General features: G+C 47.9%; 14 protein-coding genes. All 14 read left to right on the forward strand.

Annotated elements, in window-relative coordinates; all coding sequences use genetic code 11:
- Positions 1–48 precede the first annotated feature (48 nt).
- The 14 genes from rpoB to rpsC all read left to right on the forward strand — a co-directional run bounded on the left by rpoB (position 49) and on the right by rpsC (position 17,349).
- Entirely contained in the window at positions 49–4,086 is a 4,038-nt protein-coding gene (rpoB, locus tag N5E87_RS01015; RefSeq protein WP_011715457.1) for a DNA-directed RNA polymerase subunit beta, read from the forward strand.
- A gap of 83 nt (positions 4,087–4,169) precedes the next feature.
- Positions 4,170–8,387 (forward strand): DNA-directed RNA polymerase subunit beta', encoded by a 4,218-nt coding sequence (rpoC, locus tag N5E87_RS01020; protein WP_011715458.1) that lies wholly within the window; start codon positions 4,170–4,172, stop codon positions 8,385–8,387.
- Positions 8,388–8,566: 179 nt separating this feature from the next.
- Positions 8,567–8,941, forward strand: coding sequence for a 30S ribosomal protein S12 (gene rpsL / locus N5E87_RS01025; RefSeq protein WP_011715459.1), 375 nt, complete (start codon positions 8,567–8,569; stop codon positions 8,939–8,941).
- Positions 8,942–9,023: 82 nt separating this feature from the next.
- Positions 9,024–9,494: a 30S ribosomal protein S7 gene (gene rpsG, locus N5E87_RS01030; RefSeq protein WP_011715460.1), complete on the forward strand. Its 471-nt coding sequence runs from the start codon at positions 9,024–9,026 to the stop codon at positions 9,492–9,494.
- 78 nt (positions 9,495–9,572) lie between these two features.
- Entirely contained in the window at positions 9,573–11,669 is a 2,097-nt protein-coding gene (fusA, locus tag N5E87_RS01035) for an elongation factor G (RefSeq protein ID WP_086904167.1), read from the forward strand.
- A gap of 71 nt (positions 11,670–11,740) precedes the next feature.
- A complete protein-coding gene (gene tuf, locus N5E87_RS01040; RefSeq protein ID WP_011715454.1) occupies positions 11,741–12,925 on the forward strand; it encodes an elongation factor Tu in 1,185 nt (394 codons plus the stop codon).
- Positions 12,926–13,262: 337 nt separating this feature from the next.
- Positions 13,263–13,574 (forward strand): 30S ribosomal protein S10, encoded by a 312-nt coding sequence (rpsJ, locus tag N5E87_RS01045; protein WP_011070616.1) that lies wholly within the window; start codon positions 13,263–13,265, stop codon positions 13,572–13,574.
- Positions 13,575–13,601: 27 nt separating this feature from the next.
- A complete protein-coding gene (gene rplC / locus N5E87_RS01050; protein ID WP_011070617.1) occupies positions 13,602–14,240 on the forward strand; it encodes a 50S ribosomal protein L3 in 639 nt (212 codons plus the stop codon).
- 17 nt (positions 14,241–14,257) lie between these two features.
- Positions 14,258–14,863: a 50S ribosomal protein L4 gene (rplD, locus tag N5E87_RS01055; RefSeq protein ID WP_011070618.1), complete on the forward strand. Its 606-nt coding sequence runs from the start codon at positions 14,258–14,260 to the stop codon at positions 14,861–14,863.
- Positions 14,863–15,165: a 50S ribosomal protein L23 gene (gene rplW, locus N5E87_RS01060; protein ID WP_039977607.1), complete on the forward strand. Its 303-nt coding sequence runs from the start codon at positions 14,863–14,865 to the stop codon at positions 15,163–15,165. Before rplD ends, rplW begins: the two co-directional genes overlap by 1 nt.
- A 16-nt stretch (positions 15,166–15,181) precedes the next feature.
- Entirely contained in the window at positions 15,182–16,006 is an 825-nt protein-coding gene (gene rplB / locus N5E87_RS01065) for a 50S ribosomal protein L2 (RefSeq protein WP_011621028.1), read from the forward strand.
- Between the two features lie 14 nt (positions 16,007–16,020).
- Positions 16,021–16,299 carry a 30S ribosomal protein S19 gene (gene rpsS, locus N5E87_RS01070; protein ID WP_006083596.1) on the forward strand — a complete coding sequence of 93 codons (279 nt, stop codon included), beginning with the start codon at positions 16,021–16,023 and terminating at the stop codon, positions 16,297–16,299.
- 15 nt (positions 16,300–16,314) lie between these two features.
- On the forward strand, positions 16,315–16,647 hold the full coding sequence (gene rplV / locus N5E87_RS01075) for a 50S ribosomal protein L22 (protein WP_006083595.1): 333 nt from the start codon (positions 16,315–16,317) through the stop codon (positions 16,645–16,647).
- A 9-nt stretch (positions 16,648–16,656) separates the two neighbouring features.
- On the forward strand, positions 16,657–17,349 hold the full coding sequence (gene rpsC, locus N5E87_RS01080; protein ID WP_011070621.1) for a 30S ribosomal protein S3: 693 nt from the start codon (positions 16,657–16,659) through the stop codon (positions 17,347–17,349).
- Positions 17,350–17,353: the final 4 nt, after the last annotated feature.

The raw sequence follows: 17,353 nt of genomic DNA on the forward strand, positions 1-17,353 counted from the left end.
AATGTTATAAGTTCAGTCTTGGTCACATCTCGCAAGCAGAGGAAACCCATGGTTTACTCCTATTCTGAAAAGAAGCGTATTCGCAAAGACTTTGGTAAGCGTCCACAGGTGTTGGATATTCCTTACCTTTTGTCTATTCAGTTAGACTCTTTTAAGAAGTTCACCGATCAAGATCCTACCGGTGAGCGCGGCCTAGAAGCCGCCTTCCGTAGCGTTTTTCCCATCAAGAGCTTTTCTGGTAATTCAGAACTGCAATACGTCAGCTATAAGCTTGGCGAGCCTGTTTTTGATGTGAAAGAGTGTCAGATCCGTGGTGTTACATATTCAGCTCCACTGCGCGTTAAATTACGCATGGTGTTGTATGATCGTGAAGCAGCGGCCGGCACTGTAAAAGATATTAAAGAACAAGAAGTCTACATGGGCGATATCCCATTGATGACTGACAACGGTACCTTTGTGATCAACGGTACTGAGCGTGTAATCGTATCTCAATTACACCGCAGCCCAGGCGTATTCTTCGATCACGACCGTGGTAAAACCCACTCATCAGGTAAGGTGCTGTATAACGCACGTATCATTCCTTACCGTGGTTCATGGTTAGACTTTGAATTCGATCCTAAAGATGCGCTGTTCGTACGTATTGACCGTCGCCGTAAATTACCTGCGACCATCATTCTGCGCGCATTAGAGTACTCTACTCAAGAGATCCTCGACCTGTTCTTCGAACGCGTTGAATTCAAGATCAAGAAAGATACTCTGGTTATGACCTTAGTACCTGAGCGTCTGCGTGGCGAAACCGCCAGCTACGACATCAAGGATGCTGAAGGTACTGTATTGGTAGAAGCGGGCCGTCGCGTGACTGCACGTCATATTCGCCAACTCGAAAAAACCAACACCACTGAACTCGAAGTACCAGTTGAGTACATCGTGGGCAAATATGCAGCCCAAGATTACATCGATCCGGACACGGGCGAAGTATTAGTTTCTGCTAACAGTGAAATCAGCTTAGAAGACTTAGCGAAGTTATCACTGGCAGGCATCAAAGAGCTGAGCACGTTGTACATCAACGAGCTAGACCACGGTGCTTACATCTCTGACACTCTGCGTATCGATCCAACCACTAACCGCTTAGAAGCGTTAGTTGAGATCTACCGCATGATGCGTCCTGGTGAGCCACCAACCAAAGATGCAGCAGAAGCCCTGTTCCAAAACTTATTCTTCAGCGAAGAACGTTATGACCTGTCTAAAGTAGGTCGTATGAAGTTCAACCGTCGTCTCAGCATTCCTGATGACGAAGGTAGCGGCGTACTGTCTAAAGAAGACATCGTTGCAGTAATGAAGAACATCATTCACATCCGTAACGGCTTTGACGAAGTGGACGACATCGACCACTTAGGTAACCGTCGTATTCGTTCTGTGGGTGAAATGGCTGAAAACCAATTCCGTGTTGGTCTGGTCCGTGTTGAGCGCGCCGTGCGTGAACGTCTGTCATTAGGCGATCTGAACGAGCTGATGCCACAAGACTTAATCAACGCTAAGCCAATCTCTGCTGCAGTGAAAGAGTTCTTCGGTTCTTCTCAGCTGTCACAATTCATGGACCAAAACAACCCGCTGTCAGAAGTAACGCATAAGCGTCGTATTTCTGCTCTAGGCCCAGGTGGTTTGACCCGTGAACGTGCAGGCTTCGAAGTCCGCGACGTACACCCAACGCACTATGGTCGTTTATGTCCAATTGAGACCCCTGAAGGTCCAAACATTGGTCTGATCAACTCATTAGCAAGCTTTGCCCGTACTAACTCTTACGGCTTCTTAGAAACACCATACCGCAAAGTGGTAGACGGTGTGATCACTGATGATGTGGAATACTTGTCAGCGATTGAAGAAGGTCGTTATGTGATTGCACAGGCGAACATCGAAGTTGACTCTGAAGGCCGCATGGTTGAAGAGCAGATCGCATGTCGTCACAAAGGTGAATCTACCTTTATGCGCGCGTCTGACATTCAATACATGGACGTATCGCCACAACAGATTATCTCTGTTGCTGCGTCACTGATCCCGTTCTTAGAACACGACGACGCGAACCGTGCATTGATGGGTGCGAACATGCAACGTCAAGCGGTACCAACACTGAAATCAGAGAAGCCTCTGGTCGGTACTGGTATTGAGCGCACGTTAGCTGTGGACTCAGGCGTAGTAGTCGCCGCTAAACGTGGCGGTGTGATCGATTACGTTGATGCGAGCCGTATCGTAGTTAAAGTAAATGAAGACGAGCTGCGCCCAGGCGAAGCGGGTATCGACATTTACAACCTGACTAAATACACCCGTTCTAACCAAAACACTTGTATCAACCAACGTCCATGTTGTTCAGTTGGTGAGCCAGTGGTTCGTGGTGACGTGTTAGCAGACGGTCCGTCTACTGACTTAGGTGACTTAGCCCTTGGCCAGAACATGCGTATCGCGTTCATGCCTTGGAACGGTTACAACTTCGAAGACTCGATCTTAATTTCTGAGCGTGTTGCACAGGAAGACCGTTTCACCACTATCCACATTCAAGAGCTGTCTTGTATCGCTCGTGATACCAAGCTGGGTAGCGAAGAAATCACTGCTGACATTCCAAACGTAGGTGAATCTGCTCTGTCGAAACTCGACGAGTCAGGTATCGTTTACATCGGTGCAGAAGTGAAGGGCGGTGACATTCTGGTAGGTAAAGTGACGCCAAAAGGCGAGACTCAACTGACGCCAGAAGAGAAGTTACTGCGCGCCATCTTCGGTGAGAAAGCGTCTGATGTGAAAGACAGCTCACTGCGTGTACCTAACTCTGTTAAAGGTACCATCATCGACGTTCAGGTATTTACCCGTGACGGCGTTGAGAAAGACAAACGCGCCATTGAAATCGAAGAAATGCACATTGCCCAAGCTCGTAAAGACTTAGGCGAAGAGTTCAAGATCCTTGAAGAAGGCGTATTGAGCCGTGCGCGTAACTTATTATTAAGTGCCGGTTTCACTGAAGCACAAATCGCAGCATTGCCACGTAAAGATGTATTGGTTCAAGTTATTGACGATGAAACCAAACAAACTGAGCTTGAGCAATTAGCTGAACAGCATGAAGAGCTGAAAGCAGACTTCGATAAGAAGTTTGAAATCAAACGTCGCAAGATCACCCAAGGTGATGACTTGGCACCAGGCGTACTGAAGATCGTTAAGGTTTACTTAGCGGTTAAACGTACAATCCAACCAGGTGACAAGATGGCGGGTCGTCACGGTAACAAGGGTGTTATCTCTAAGATTAACCCAATTGAAGACATGCCGTACGACGAGCAAGGCAACCCTGTGGACATCGTATTGAACCCGTTAGGCGTTCCATCACGTATGAACATCGGTCAGGTTCTTGAAGTTCACTTAGGTGCTGCTGCTAAAGGTATTGGTAACAAGATTGCTGCCATGCTGGAAGATCAGCGCGAGAAGGGACTTGCAGAAGTTCGTAACTACATCAAACAAGTGTACGAATTAGGTGACGAAGTGCAGCAGCGCGTTGACATCGATTCATTCACTGACGATGAGTTACTGCGCTTAGCGAACAACCTGAAAGGCGGTATCCCAGTTGCTACGCCAGCCTTCGACGGTGCTAAAGAGAAAGAGATCAAGCAGATGCTTGAGCTTGCAGGCTTGCCAACCTCTGGTCAGCTGAAATTATTTGATGGTCGTACCGGTAACGAATTTGAGCGTCCAGTAACTGTAGGTTACATGTACATGCTCAAACTGAACCACTTAGTTGACGATAAGATGCACGCCCGTTCTACCGGTTCGTACAGCTTAGTGACTCAACAACCACTGGGCGGTAAAGCTCAGTTCGGTGGTCAGCGTTTCGGGGAGATGGAAGTGTGGGCACTCGAAGCATACGGTGCCGCTTATACGCTTCAAGAAATGCTCACCGTGAAATCGGATGACGTTAACGGTCGTACTCAGATGTATAAGAACATCGTCGACGGTAACCATCAGATGCAGCCTGGCATGCCAGAGTCCTTCAACGTATTACTGAAGGAGATCCGTTCACTCGGTATCAACATCGAGTTGGATCAGGAATAAGCGCAGGTATTTAGCCGCGTTTGGCAACAGAATGGTGCTCCGTGCGAGCGGAGCACCCGGTTTAACTCCTTCAGGAGAGAAACGTGAAAGACTTATTAAAGTTTCTGAAACAGCAAAGCAAGACTGAAGAATTTAACGGCATCAAAATTGGTCTGGCATCGCCTGATCTGATCCGTTCTTGGTCTTTTGGTGAAGTTAAGAAGCCAGAAACCATTAACTACCGTACCTTCAAGCCTGAGCGTGAAGGTCTGTTCTGTGCGCGTATCTTTGGCCCGGTCAAAGATTACGAATGTTTGTGCGGTAAGTACAAACGTTTGAAGCACCGTGGTGTGATCTGTGAAAAGTGTGGTGTAGAAGTTACCCAGACTAAAGTACGTCGTGAGCGTATGGGTCACATTGAACTGGCTAGCCCAGTTGCCCACATTTGGTTCTTGAAATCACTGCCGTCCCGTATCGGTTTAATGCTGGATATGACGCTGCGTGATATCGAACGCGTACTGTATTTTGAATCTTTCGTCGTGATCGAGCCTGGCATGACCAGCCTTGAACGTGGCCAAATGCTGACAGAAGAAAACTATCTGGACGCATTAGAAGAATACGGTGACGAATTCGAAGCTAAGATGGGTGCTGAAGCGGTATTAGAACTGCTGCGCGCAATCGATCTCGAAAAAGAAATCGAACAAATGCGTGAAGAGCTGCCATCAATCAACTCTGAGACTCGTCGCAAGAAAGTGACTAAACGTCTTAAGTTGATGGAAGCGTTCCACACTTCTGGCAACAAGCCAGAGTGGATGATCTTAAAAGTACTGCCTGTGTTACCACCTGACTTACGTCCGCTGGTACCGCTCGATGGCGGCCGCTTTGCGACTTCAGATCTGAACGATCTGTATCGCCGCGTGATCAACCGTAACAACCGTTTGAAGCGTCTGTTAGATTTAGCTGCGCCGGACATCATCGTACGCAACGAAAAGCGTATGTTACAAGAGTCCGTTGATGCGCTATTAGATAACGGTCGTCGTGGTCGTGCTATTACCGGTTCTAACAAACGTCCTCTGAAATCTTTGGCCGACATGATCAAAGGTAAACAAGGTCGTTTCCGTCAGAACTTGTTAGGTAAGCGTGTTGACTACTCAGGTCGTTCGGTAATTACCGTAGGTCCTACTTTACGTCTGCACCAATGTGGTCTTCCTAAGAAGATGGCACTGGAACTGTTCAAGCCATTCATCTATGGCAAGCTGGAAGGTCGTGGCTTAGCGACAACCATTAAAGCTGCTAAGAAGATGGTAGAGCGTGAAGTGGCGGAAGTTTGGGACGTTCTAGATGAAGTGATCCGCGAACATCCAGTGATGCTTAACCGTGCACCAACACTGCACAGACTGGGTATCCAAGCATTCGAACCAGTACTGATTGAAGGTAAAGCCATCCAGTTACACCCACTCGTTTGTGCGGCATATAACGCCGACTTCGACGGTGACCAAATGGCGGTACACGTACCGTTAACACTGGAAGCGCAGCTTGAAGCTCGTGCCTTGATGATGTCTACCAACAACATCCTGTCACCTGCGAACGGCGAGCCTGTTATCACTCCATCTCAAGACGTGGTATTAGGTCTGTACTACACCAGCCGTGAGCGTATCAACGGCCGTGGTGAAGGTATGTACTTTATGTCTGTTGCTGAAGTTGAAAAAGCTTACGCAACTGGCGCTGCTGAACTGCATGCCCGCGTGAAAGTGCGTATCACTGAAACCGTTATCGGTGACAATGGTGAGCGTACTGAGCAACGTCGTATCGTAGATACAACTGTGGGTCGTGCTCTGCTGTCACAAATTCTGCCAGCAGGTTTGTCATTTGATCTGGTTAACCAGAACATGGGCAAAAAGCAGATTTCTAAACTATTGAACACTTGTTACCGTCAATTAGGTCTAAAAGATACTGTTATCTTCGCTGACCAACTGATGTACACAGGTTTCCGTTACGCCACTATCTCTGGTGCATCTGTCGGTATCGACGACATGGTGATCCCAGCTGAGAAGTACACCTTAGTTGCTGACGCTGAAGCAGAAGTGCTCGAAATTCAAGAGCAGTTCCAATCAGGTCTGGTAACCGCGGGTGAGCGTTACAACAAAGTCATCGACATCTGGGCAAGTGCGAACGAAAAAGTTTCTAAAGCGATGATGGAAAACCTGTCAACTGAGACAGTGATTAACCGTGATGGCGTTGAAGAGAAACAAGCATCGTTCAACAGCATTTACATGATGGCCGACTCGGGCGCTCGTGGTAGTGCCGCACAGATCCGTCAGTTAGCGGGTATGCGTGGTCTGATGGCGAAACCAGACGGTTCGATCATCGAAACCCCAATCGTGGCGAACTTCCGTGAAGGTCTGAACGTTCTTCAGTACTTCATCTCAACCCACGGTGCGCGTAAAGGTCTTGCCGATACCGCATTGAAGACAGCGAACTCGGGTTACCTGACTCGTCGTCTGGTTGACGTTGCTCAAGACTTAGTGGTCATCGAAGACGATTGTGGTACTCACGAAGGTCTGACAATGAAGCCGCTGATCGAAGGTGGTGACGTTGTTGAGCCATTACGTGAACGCGTACTGGGTCGTGTGGTTGCGGTTGATGTTCTGTACCCAGGTACTGAAGATGTGCTTGCACCACGTAACACTCTGCTCGATGAAGCATGGTGTGACAAGTTAGAAGAACACTCAATCGACGAAGTGATTGTACGTTCAGTCATTACCTGTGATACCGACTTCGGTGTGTGTGCGGCATGTTATGGCCGTGACTTAGCCCGTGGTCACCTGATTAACCACGGCGAAGCCATCGGTGTTGTCGCGGCGCAATCAATCGGTGAACCAGGTACACAGTTAACGATGCGTACGTTCCACATCGGTGGTGCGGCATCGAGGGCATCGGCAGAAAACAACGTTCAAGTGAAGAACTCTGGTTCGTTGAAACTGCACAACGCTAAGTACGTAACTAACACTGACGGCAAGCTGGTTATCGTTTCTCGTTCTTCTGAACTGGCGATCATCGACGAATTAGGTCGTGAGAAAGAGCGTTATAAAGTGCCTTACGGTACTGTGCTCGAGAAGTTAGAAGAAGCTGCGGTAGAAGCGGGCGATATCATCGCTAACTGGGATCCACATACTCACCCAATCATCACTGAAGTGGCGGGTAGTATTAAGTTCGTTGACATGATCGACGGCGTGACCATGACTCGTCAAACAGACGAACTGACCGGTCTGTCTTCAATCGTGATCCTCGACGTGGGTCAACGTGGTTCAGCGGGTAAAGAAATGCGCCCAATGATCCGTCTGGTTGGTGCTGATGGTAGCGACCTGATGATCCCAGGTACTGAAGTACCAGCACAATACTTCTTACCAGGCAGTGCGATCGTTAACCTCGACGACAACGCGCAAATCGCCGTGGGTGACGCGTTAGCACGTATTCCACAAGAATCGTCTAAAACACGCGACATCACGGGTGGTCTACCACGCGTTGCTGACCTGTTCGAAGCTCGTAAGCCAAAAGAGCCAGCTATTCTGGCGGAAATCTCTGGTACCATCTCGTTTGGTAAAGAGACCAAAGGCAAGCGTCGTCTGGTGATTACACCAGCGGATGGCGGTGAACAGTACGAAGAGATGATCCCGAAATGGCGTAACTTAAACGTGTTCGAAGGTGAAAAAGTCGAACGTGGTGAAGTTATTGCTGACGGTCCAGAAGCGGCGCACGACATTCTGCGTCTACGTGGCATCCACAACGTAGCAAACTACATTGTGAACGAAGTACAAGACGTATACCGTCTACAAGGCGTGAAGATCAACGATAAGCATATCGAAGTGATCATCCGTCAAATGCTGCGTAAGTGCGTGATCACCTCTGCGGGTGACAGTGAGTTCTTAGAAGGCGAGCAAGTCGAAGTGTCTCGCGTGAAGATCGCTAACCGCGACCTGATCGAACAAGGCAAAGTACCTGCGACCTTCGAACGTGAACTGCTGGGTATTACCAAAGCGTCTCTGGCAACAGAATCGTTTATCTCTGCAGCATCGTTCCAAGAAACCACGCGCGTACTGACAGAAGCTGCCGTAGGTGGTAAGTCTGATAACTTACGTGGTCTGAAAGAAAACGTAATCGTTGGCCGTCTGATCCCAGCCGGTACTGGTTATGCTTATCACAAGACCCGTAACGATGCCCGTGCTAAGAAAGACGAGCCAGTTGTAGTGAATAAGATCACTGCAAGTGAAGCAGAACAAAACCTTGCAGACCTCTTAAACCTGGCTGGTAGCCAAGATTAAGTAATCAGTTTGTAACAAAAAGGCGCCGATGGCGCCTTTTTTATTGTAAAATGCCGCAAAAGTTGGCTATTTCTTGACAGTCAGGCATTACCTTTCTAAAATTCCGCGTCCCACCATTGTGGGATATAGATTTTTCACACCTTATCGTTGAGTTTGATTCAACTGTTTCGGAGCTATACATGGCAACTGTAAACCAGTTGGTACGTAAGCCACGCGCACCTAAAGTCGACAAGACTAACGTGCCTGCGTTGAACGCGTGCCCACAAAAACGTGGTGTATGTACACGTGTGTACACTACTACCCCTAAAAAACCTAACTCTGCACTACGTAAAGTAGCTCGTGTGCGCTTAACTAACGGTTTCGAAGTTACTTCGTACATCGGCGGTGAAGGCCACAACCTGCAGGAACACAGCGTGATCTTAATCCGTGGTGGTCGTGTTAAAGACTTACCAGGTGTGCGCTATCACACTGTTCGTGGCGCCCTAGACTGTGCTGGCGTGAACACTCGTCGCCAAGGTCGTTCTAAGTACGGTGCTAAGCGTCCTAAGTCTTAACGCAATCCGTTAAGTAAGGCCAAGCTAGTTTTATTTTGAGAATTCCAGTTTTGGAAATCCCTGAAGCATACGGAGAATTGTTATGCCAAGACGTCGCGTTGTAGGACAACGTAAAATCCTACCAGATCCAAAGTTTCACAGTGAGTTGCTGGCTAAGTTCATCAACGTCATTATGCAAGACGGCAAAAAGTCGACTGCAGAAAAAATCATTTACAAGGCGCTAGATGTTATCGCTGAAAAGAAAGGCGCTAACCATTTAGACGTTCTTGAAGCAGCCCTGGACAACGTACGCCCATCAGTCGAAGTTAAATCTCGTCGCGTTGGTGGTTCTACTTACCAGGTACCATGTGAAGTTCGTCCTGTGCGTCGTAACGCACTGGCGATGCGCTGGTTAGTTGAAGCTGCTCGTAAGCGTGGTGAAAAATCTATGGCTTTACGTCTAGCAGGTGAAATGCTAGATGCGTCTGAAAACAAAGGTACTGCTGTTAAGAAGCGTGAAGACGTGCACCGCATGGCTGAAGCTAACAAGGCCTTTGCTCATTACCGTTGGTAATCTGATGGTGTGGGCTTAGGCCCACACCATTGTTGTTGATATTGCCAAGGCACCTGTCTTGGTGGAGAGGGTATAATAGTGGCTCGTACAACCCCAATTGAGCGTTATCGTAATATCGGTATTTGTGCTCATGTGGACGCAGGTAAAACCACCACAACAGAACGTGTTCTGTTCTATACCGGTTTGTCTCATAAAATCGGTGAGGTGCATGACGGCGCCGCGACCACTGACTGGATGGTACAAGAGCAAGAGCGTGGTATTACTATCACCTCGGCTGCTGTAACCACATTCTGGCGTGGTATGGATGCTCAATTCACTGAACACCGCATCAATATCATCGATACCCCTGGTCACGTTGACTTCACTATTGAAGTTGAACGTTCTTTGCGCGTTCTCGACGGCGCTGTCGTGGTTTTCTGTGGTTCTTCAGGTGTTGAACCTCAATCAGAAACCGTTTGGCGTCAAGCTGACAAATACCGCGTTCCACGCTTAGTGTTTGTCAACAAGATGGACCGCGCAGGTGCGGACTTTGAACGTGTAGTGAAGCAAATCAGAACTCGCCTGGGAGCGACTTGTGTGCCTATTCAACTGAATATTGGCGCAGAAGAAAACTTTACTGGCGTGATCGACTTAATCAAGATGAAAGCCATTAACTGGAACGAAGCGGACCAGGGTATGACTTTCTCTTATGAAGAGATCCCTGCAGAGTTAGCCGATAAAGCGGCTGAGATGCATGAGTATCTGGTTGAGGCAGCAGCCGAGGCCTCGGATGAACTGATGGACAAGTACCTTGAAGAAGGCACACTGTCAGAAGACGAGATCAAAAAGGCACTGCGTCAGCGTACTATTAATAATGAAATCGTTTTAGCGACCTGTGGTTCTGCATTTAAGAACAAAGGCGTTCAAGCGGTTCTTGATGCGGTTGTGGAATTCTTGCCAGCTCCTGTCGATGTGCCTCCTATTAAGGGCATTGATGACGATGAGCAAGAAGTTGAGCGCCCATCAGATGACAATGCCCCTTTTGCGGCGTTGGCATTTAAGATTGCTACAGACCCGTTCGTGGGCACTTTGACCTTTATTCGCGTGTACTCTGGCGTACTCGAATCAGGTTCTGGCGTTTATAACTCTGTTAAACAGAAACGTGAACGTATCGGCCGTATCGTGCAAATGCACGCTAACGACCGTACCGAACTGAAAGAAGTACGTGCAGGTGATATCGCTGCGGCTATCGGTCTGAAAGAAGTCACCACGGGTGATACACTTTGTGATCCTGATCATAAGGTGATCTTGGAACGCATGGAGTTCCCTGAGCCAGTAATTACCATTGCCGTTGAGCCTAAGTCTAAAGCGGACCAAGATAAAATGGGTATCGCGCTGCAAAAACTTGCAGCAGAAGATCCATCTTTCCGGGTTGAGACTGACGAAGAATCATCACAAACACTGATTTCTGGAATGGGTGAGTTACACTTAGACATTATCGTAGACCGTATGCGTCGCGAATTTGGTGTTGAGTGTAACGTAGGTAAGCCACAAGTGGCCTACCGTGAAACCATTCGCGCATCAGTCGAGGCTGAAGGTAAATTTGTACGCCAATCAGGTGGCCGTGGACAATTCGGTCATGTTTGGTTAAAACTAGAGCCTAATGAAGAAGGCGCTGGTTACGAATTTATCAACGCGATCGTTGGGGGTGTAGTTCCACGTGAATTCATTCCTGCGGTTGATAAAGGTATCCAAGAGCAGATGAAGAACGGTGTTCTCGCCGGCTTCCCTGTGTTGGACGTGAAGGTCACTCTGTTCGACGGTTCATATCACGATGTGGACTCGAATGAAATGGCGTTCAAAATTGCGGGTTCTATGGGCTTCAAAAAGGGTGCGCTCGAAGCGAATCCTGTGTTGCTCGAGCCTTGCATGAAAGTAGAAGTAACTACTCCTGAGAACTACATGGGCGATGTGGTTGGTGACTTAAACCGTCGTCGTGGTTTGATTGAAGGTATGGATGATGGCTTCGGTGGCATCAAAATAGTCCATGCTGTAGTGCCTCTTTCTGAAATGTTTGGTTATGCAACTGATTTGCGTTCTGCGACTCAGGGTCGTGCTTCCTACTCCATGGAGTTCTTGAAGTACACTGATGCACCGCAAAACATTGCGAAAGCGATTATTGAATCTCGTAGCTAATTTTAAGTTACGACATAAATGTAATATGGTCCTGTTGATACAGGATTATTCTGAAAAGAAAGGAATATATCGTGGCAAAAGCTAAATTTGAACGTAATAAGCCTCACGTTAACGTGGGCACCATCGGTCACGTTGACCATGGTAAAACCACTCTGACTGCAGCTATCTCTCACGTACTGGCTAAGACCTACGGTGGTGAAGCTAAAGACTTCTCTCAAATCGATAACGCTCCAGAAGAGCGTGAGCGCGGTATTACCATCAATACCTCTCACATCGAATACGATACACCAACTCGCCACTACGCACACGTAGACTGCCCAGGCCACGCTGACTATGTTAAAAACATGATCACTGGTGCTGCACAGATGGACGGCGCGATCCTGGTAGTAGCTTCTACTGACGGCCCAATGCCACAAACTCGTGAGCACATCCTGCTGTCTCGCCAAGTAGGCGTACCATTCATCATCGTATTCATGAACAAATGTGACATGGTTGACGATGCTGAGCTGTTAGAATTAGTAGAAATGGAAGTACGTGAACTGTTATCAGAATACGACTTCCCAGGTGATGACTTACCAGTTATCCAAGGTTCTGCTCTGAAAGCCCTTGAAGGCGAGCCAGAGTGGGAAGCTAAGATCATCGAATTAGCCGCTGCACTGGATTCTTACATCCCAGAACCAGAGCGTGATATCGATAAGCCATTCCTGATGCCAATCGAAGACGTATTCTCAATCTCTGGCCGTGGTACAGTAGTAACTGGTCGTGTTGAGCGTGGTATTGTACGTGTTGGTGACGAAGTAGAAATCGTTGGTATCCGTGCAACTACTAAGACAACCTGTACAGGTGTTGAAATGTTCCGTAAGCTGCTTGACGAAGGTCGTGCAGGTGAGAACTGTGGTATCCTGTTACGTGGTACTAAGCGTGATGACGTAGAACGTGGTCAAGTATTATCTAAGCCAGGTTCAATCAACCCACACACTACTTTTGAATCAGAAGTTTACGTTCTGTCAAAAGAAGAAGGTGGTCGTCACACTCCATTCTTCAAAGGCTACCGTCCACAGTTCTACTTCCGTACAACTGACGTGACTGGAACTATCGAACTGCCAGAAGGCGTAGAGATGGTAATGCCAGGCGACAACATCAAGATGAAAGTGACTCTGATCTGCCCAATCGCGATGGACGAAGGTTTACGCTTCGCAATCCGTGAAGGTGGCCGTACAGTAGGTGCTGGTGTTGTAGCTAAGATTTTCGCTTAATCGCGAATTAGTTATAGTACTGAAAAAGGAAGCTTCGGCTTCCTTTTTTATTTTGGGCTGGCGTTATTCTGAAATTTGTGTAAAATGCCCGCCACTCTGAAGTTGAATAGTCTTTTTGATGACTATTTACACAGCGGGCTTGAAATCTAATTTTAGATAAGTATAATGGCCCCCTCGTTAACCTAGGTTAGCGAATTAAATGATGAGTCAATGAATTCGTCATTATCATAGCGGCTCCGATTGGGAGTCGAACGGTTAAATCATCTCGCTCTGCTTTTCCAGTTAGGAAGAAGCTAGAGGGTGATTTTTTATGTGTCCATTTTAGGAGCTCTGGTCAATGCAGAACCAAAGAATCCGTATCCGCTTAAAAGGATTTGATCATCGCTTAATTGATCAGTCTACAGCGGAAATCGTTGAAACTGCTAAGCGTACAGGCGCCCAAGTACGTGGTCCAATTCCACTACCTACGCGCAAAGAGCGTTATACCGTTTTGATCTCTCCGCACGTTAATAAAGATGCTCGTGACCAGTACGAATTACGTACTCACAAGCGCCTGGTTGACATCGTAGAGCCAACTGAAAAGACTGTAGACGCTCTAATGCGTTTAGATCTTGCGGCTGGTGTCGACGTACAGATTAGCTTGGGTTAATTGAGATCCTTAGAAGAGGTTTGAGAGATGGCTATCGGTCTTATTGGTCGTAAAGTTGGTATGACTCGCATCTTCACTGAAGATGGTGTTTCTATACCTGTTACAGTAATTGAAGTTGCTGGCAACCGTGTTACTCAAGTGAAAACTTTAGAAACTGACGGCTACCGCGCGCTTCAAGTTACTACTGGTACCAAAAAAGCCAATCGCATCACTAAACCAGAAGCAGGTCACTTTGCCAAGAGCGGTGTTGAAGCCGGTCGTGGACTGTGGGAATTGCGTCTGGCAGACGGTGAAGGCGAAGGCATTGAAGTTGGTGCTGAGCTAAATGTAGGTATCTTCGCTGATGTAGCGAAAGTTGACGTTACTGGTCAATCTAAAGGTAAAGGCTTCCAAGGCGGCGTTAAGCGTTGGAACTTCCGTACTCAAGATATGACTCACGGTAACTCTTTGTCGCACCGTTCGAACGGTTCTATCGGTCAGAACCAAACGCCTGGTCGCGTATTTAAAGGCAAGAAAATGTCAGGCCACATGGGTGCCGAGCGCGTTACTACTCAAAATCTAGACGTTGTACGTGTAGATGTTGAACGTAACCTGCTACTGGTTAAAGGTGCTGTTCCGGGCGCAACTAACGGCGACCTGATCATCAAGCCTGCAGTTAAAGCTTAAGGTCTGAGGAGATAGTAATGGAATTGGTATTGAAAGACGCGCAAAGCGCTCTTGAAGTTTCCGAAACTACCTTCGGCCGTGACTTTAACGAGGCACTGGTTCATCAGGTAGTTGTAGCATACGCTGCAAACGCACGTCAGGGCACTCGTGCTCAAAAGACTCGTGCGGAAGTAACTGGCTCTGGCAAAAAGCCATGGCGCCAAAAAGGCACTGGCCGCGCTCGTGCGGGTGGTGTTAAGGGCCCAATCTGGCGTGGCGGTGGCGTAACTTTCGCTGCTAAAACTCAAGATCACAGCCAAAAAGTTAACAAGAAGATGTACCGCGGCGCGCTGAAAAGCATTCTGTCTGAGCTGGTACGTCAAGACCGTCTGGTTGTTGTTGAATCATTCAGCGTTGAAGCTCCTAAAACTAAAGAGCTGAAAGCTAAATTGAAAGCAATGAACTTAGAAGACGTGTTAATTGTGACTTCAGAAGTTGACGAGAATTTATTCTTAGCAGCTCGCAACCTGTACAAGGTTGACGTTCGTGACGTTGCAGGTCTAGACCCAGTAAGTCTGATCGCGTTCAACACAGTGCTTGTGACTGCTGATGCAGTTAAGCAAATCGAGGAGATGCTAGCATGATGATCCGCGAAGAACGTTTGCTAAAAGTAATTCTTGCACCTCACATCTCTGAAAAGAGCACTGTGAATGCTGAGAAGCACAACACTGTTGTTTTCCGCGTAGCTATCGATGCAACTAAAGCTGAAATTAAAGCTGCTGTTGCTAAGCTATTTGAAGTTGAAGTCGAATCAGTTCGCACTTTAGTGAGCAAAGGCAAAACTAAACGTACTGGTGGCCGTGCTGGCCGTCGTAGCGATTGGAAAAAAGCCTACGTGACTTTAGCTGCTGGTGCTGACATCGATTTCGTCGGCGGCGCTGAGTAAGCAAAGGAGAATTATCATGGCAGTTATTAAGTGTAAGCCAACCTCTCCAGGTCGTCGCCACGTTGTTAAAGTGGTGAACTCTGACCTGCACAAGGGTAAACCTTTTGCTGGCCTGTTGGCGAAAAAATCTAAAAGTGGTGGCCGTAACAACACTGGCCGTATCACTGTTCGTCACGTTGGTGGCGGTCACAAGCAGCATTATCGTTTAATCGACTTCAAACGCGATAAAGACGGTATCCCTGCAAAAATCGAGCGTCTGGAATACGATCCAAACCGTACTGCGCACATCGCTTTAGTACTGTATGCGGATGGTGAGCGTCGTTACATCCTTGCTGCTAAAGGCATGCAAGCTGGCGACAAGATCCAGTCTGGTGTTGAAGCCGAAATCAAAACCGGTAACGCAATGCCACTGCGCAACATTCCAGTAGGTTCTGTTGTGCACGCTGTAGAAATGAAGCCTGGTAAAGGTGCTCAGATCGCGCGTTCAGCGGGTGCTTATGTACAAGTTGTTGCTCGTGATGGCGCATATGCCACTTTACGTCTTCGCTCTGGCGAAATGCGCAAAGTGCCAGTTGATTGCCGCGCAACATTTGGTGAAGTTGGTAATGCCGAACACATGCTACGCCAGTTAGGTAAAGCAGGTGCTAAGCGCTGGAGAGGCGTTCGCCCAACAGTTCGCGGTGTTGCAATGAACCCGGTAGACCATCCACACGGTGGTGGTGAAGGCCGTACTTCTGGTGGTCGTCACCCAGTGACTCCATGGGGTGTGCCAACTAAGGGTTATAAGACTCGTAGTAACAAGCGCACTGACAAGTACATCGTACGTCGTCGTAATAAATAGTAAGAGGATTCGCCATGCCACGTTCTCTCAAGAAAGGTCCCTTCATTGACCTGCACTTGCTGAAGAAGGTAGAGAAAGCGATGGAAGCAGGTGACAAGAAGCCTATTAAGACTTGGTCACGTCGCTCTATGATCATTCCAAATATGATTGGTTTGACCATCGCTGTCCATAATGGTCGTCAGCACGTTCCTGTGTTCGTAACTGACGAAATGATCGGCCACAAACTTGGTGAATTCTCACCAACTCGCACTTATCGCGGCCATGCTGCTGATAAGAAAGCGAAGAAGCGTTAATACGGGAGGAATAAGATGGAAGTTTTAGCTAAACATCGTTTTGCCCGTACGTCTGCGCAGAAGGCTCGTCTAGTTGCTGATCAAATTCGTGGTTTGCCTGTTGCTAAGGCCCTCGAAATTCTGACTTTCAGCCCAAAGAAAGCCGCCGTACTGGTTAAAAAAGTACTTGACTCAGCTATCGCAAACGCCGAACACAACGAAGGCGCTGACATTGATGAGCTAAAAGTAGGCGCCGTCTTCGTTGACGAGGGTCCAACTATGAAGCGTATCATGCCACGTGCTAAAGGCCGCGCTGATCGTATCATGAAGCGTACCAGCCACATCACTGTGGTTGTATCAGATCGCTAGGAGAGAGCAATGGGACAGAAAGTACATCCTAATGGTATCCGTCTGGGTATCACCAAGCCTTGGATCTCTACCTGGTACGCAGATAAGTCAGATTATGCAAATAACCTGAACAGCGACTGGGAAGTGCGTAAGTATCTTGCAGACAAACTGCAAGCTGCATCAGTATCTAAGATTGTTATCGAACGCCCAGCGAAAAGCATCCGCGTTACTATTCACACTGCCCGTCCAGGCGTTGTGATCGGTAAGAAAGGTGAAGACGTTGAAGTATTGCGTGCTGCAGTTTCAAAACTGGCTGGCACTCCTGCTCAAATTAACATCGCTGAGATCCGTAAACCTGAGCTAGATGCCAAGTTAGTTGCTGACTCAATTGCACAGCAATTAGAGCGTCGTGTTATGTTCCGTCGCGCTATGAAGCGTGCAGTACAAAACGCAATGCGTATTGGTGCTCAAGGTATCAAAGTTGAAGTTAGTGGCCGTTTAGGCGGTGCTGAGATTGCGCGCTCTGAGTGGTACCGTGAAGGTCGTGTACCTTTGCATACACTGCGTGCTGATATCGACTATTCAACCTCTGAAAGTCACACTCAATACGGTGTGATTGGTATTAAAGTTTGGATCTTCAAAGGTGAAGTTCTGGACGGAATGCTGCCACAGATTGAAGAGCCGAAACAGCAGCAACCTAAGCGCAAGCCTCGTGGTAAATAGGAGA

Source organism: Shewanella sp. GD03713, from assembly GCF_029843705.1.
Classification (GTDB): Bacteria; Pseudomonadota; Gammaproteobacteria; order Enterobacterales; family Shewanellaceae; genus Shewanella.

Bases quoted from the DNA above. Each gene is read 5' to 3' on its own strand.
- rpoB (WP_011715457.1), top strand. From the start codon at position 49: ATGGTTTACTCCTATTCTGAAAAGAAGCGTATTCGCAAAGACTTTGGT.
- rpsL (WP_011715459.1), top strand. From the start codon at position 8,567: ATGGCAACTGTAAACCAGTTGGTACGTAAGCCACGCGCACCTAAAGTC.
- rpsG (WP_011715460.1), top strand. From the start codon at position 9,024: ATGCCAAGACGTCGCGTTGTAGGACAACGTAAAATCCTACCAGATCCA.
- rpsJ (WP_011070616.1), top strand. From the start codon at position 13,263: ATGCAGAACCAAAGAATCCGTATCCGCTTAAAAGGATTTGATCATCGC.
- rplC (WP_011070617.1), top strand. From the start codon at position 13,602: ATGGCTATCGGTCTTATTGGTCGTAAAGTTGGTATGACTCGCATCTTC.
- rplD (WP_011070618.1), top strand. From the start codon at position 14,258: ATGGAATTGGTATTGAAAGACGCGCAAAGCGCTCTTGAAGTTTCCGAA.
- rplW (WP_039977607.1), top strand. From the start codon at position 14,863: ATGATCCGCGAAGAACGTTTGCTAAAAGTAATTCTTGCACCTCACATC.
- rplB (WP_011621028.1), top strand. From the start codon at position 15,182: ATGGCAGTTATTAAGTGTAAGCCAACCTCTCCAGGTCGTCGCCACGTT.
- rpsS (WP_006083596.1), top strand. From the start codon at position 16,021: ATGCCACGTTCTCTCAAGAAAGGTCCCTTCATTGACCTGCACTTGCTG.
- rplV (WP_006083595.1), top strand. From the start codon at position 16,315: ATGGAAGTTTTAGCTAAACATCGTTTTGCCCGTACGTCTGCGCAGAAG.
- rpsC (WP_011070621.1), top strand. From the start codon at position 16,657: ATGGGACAGAAAGTACATCCTAATGGTATCCGTCTGGGTATCACCAAG.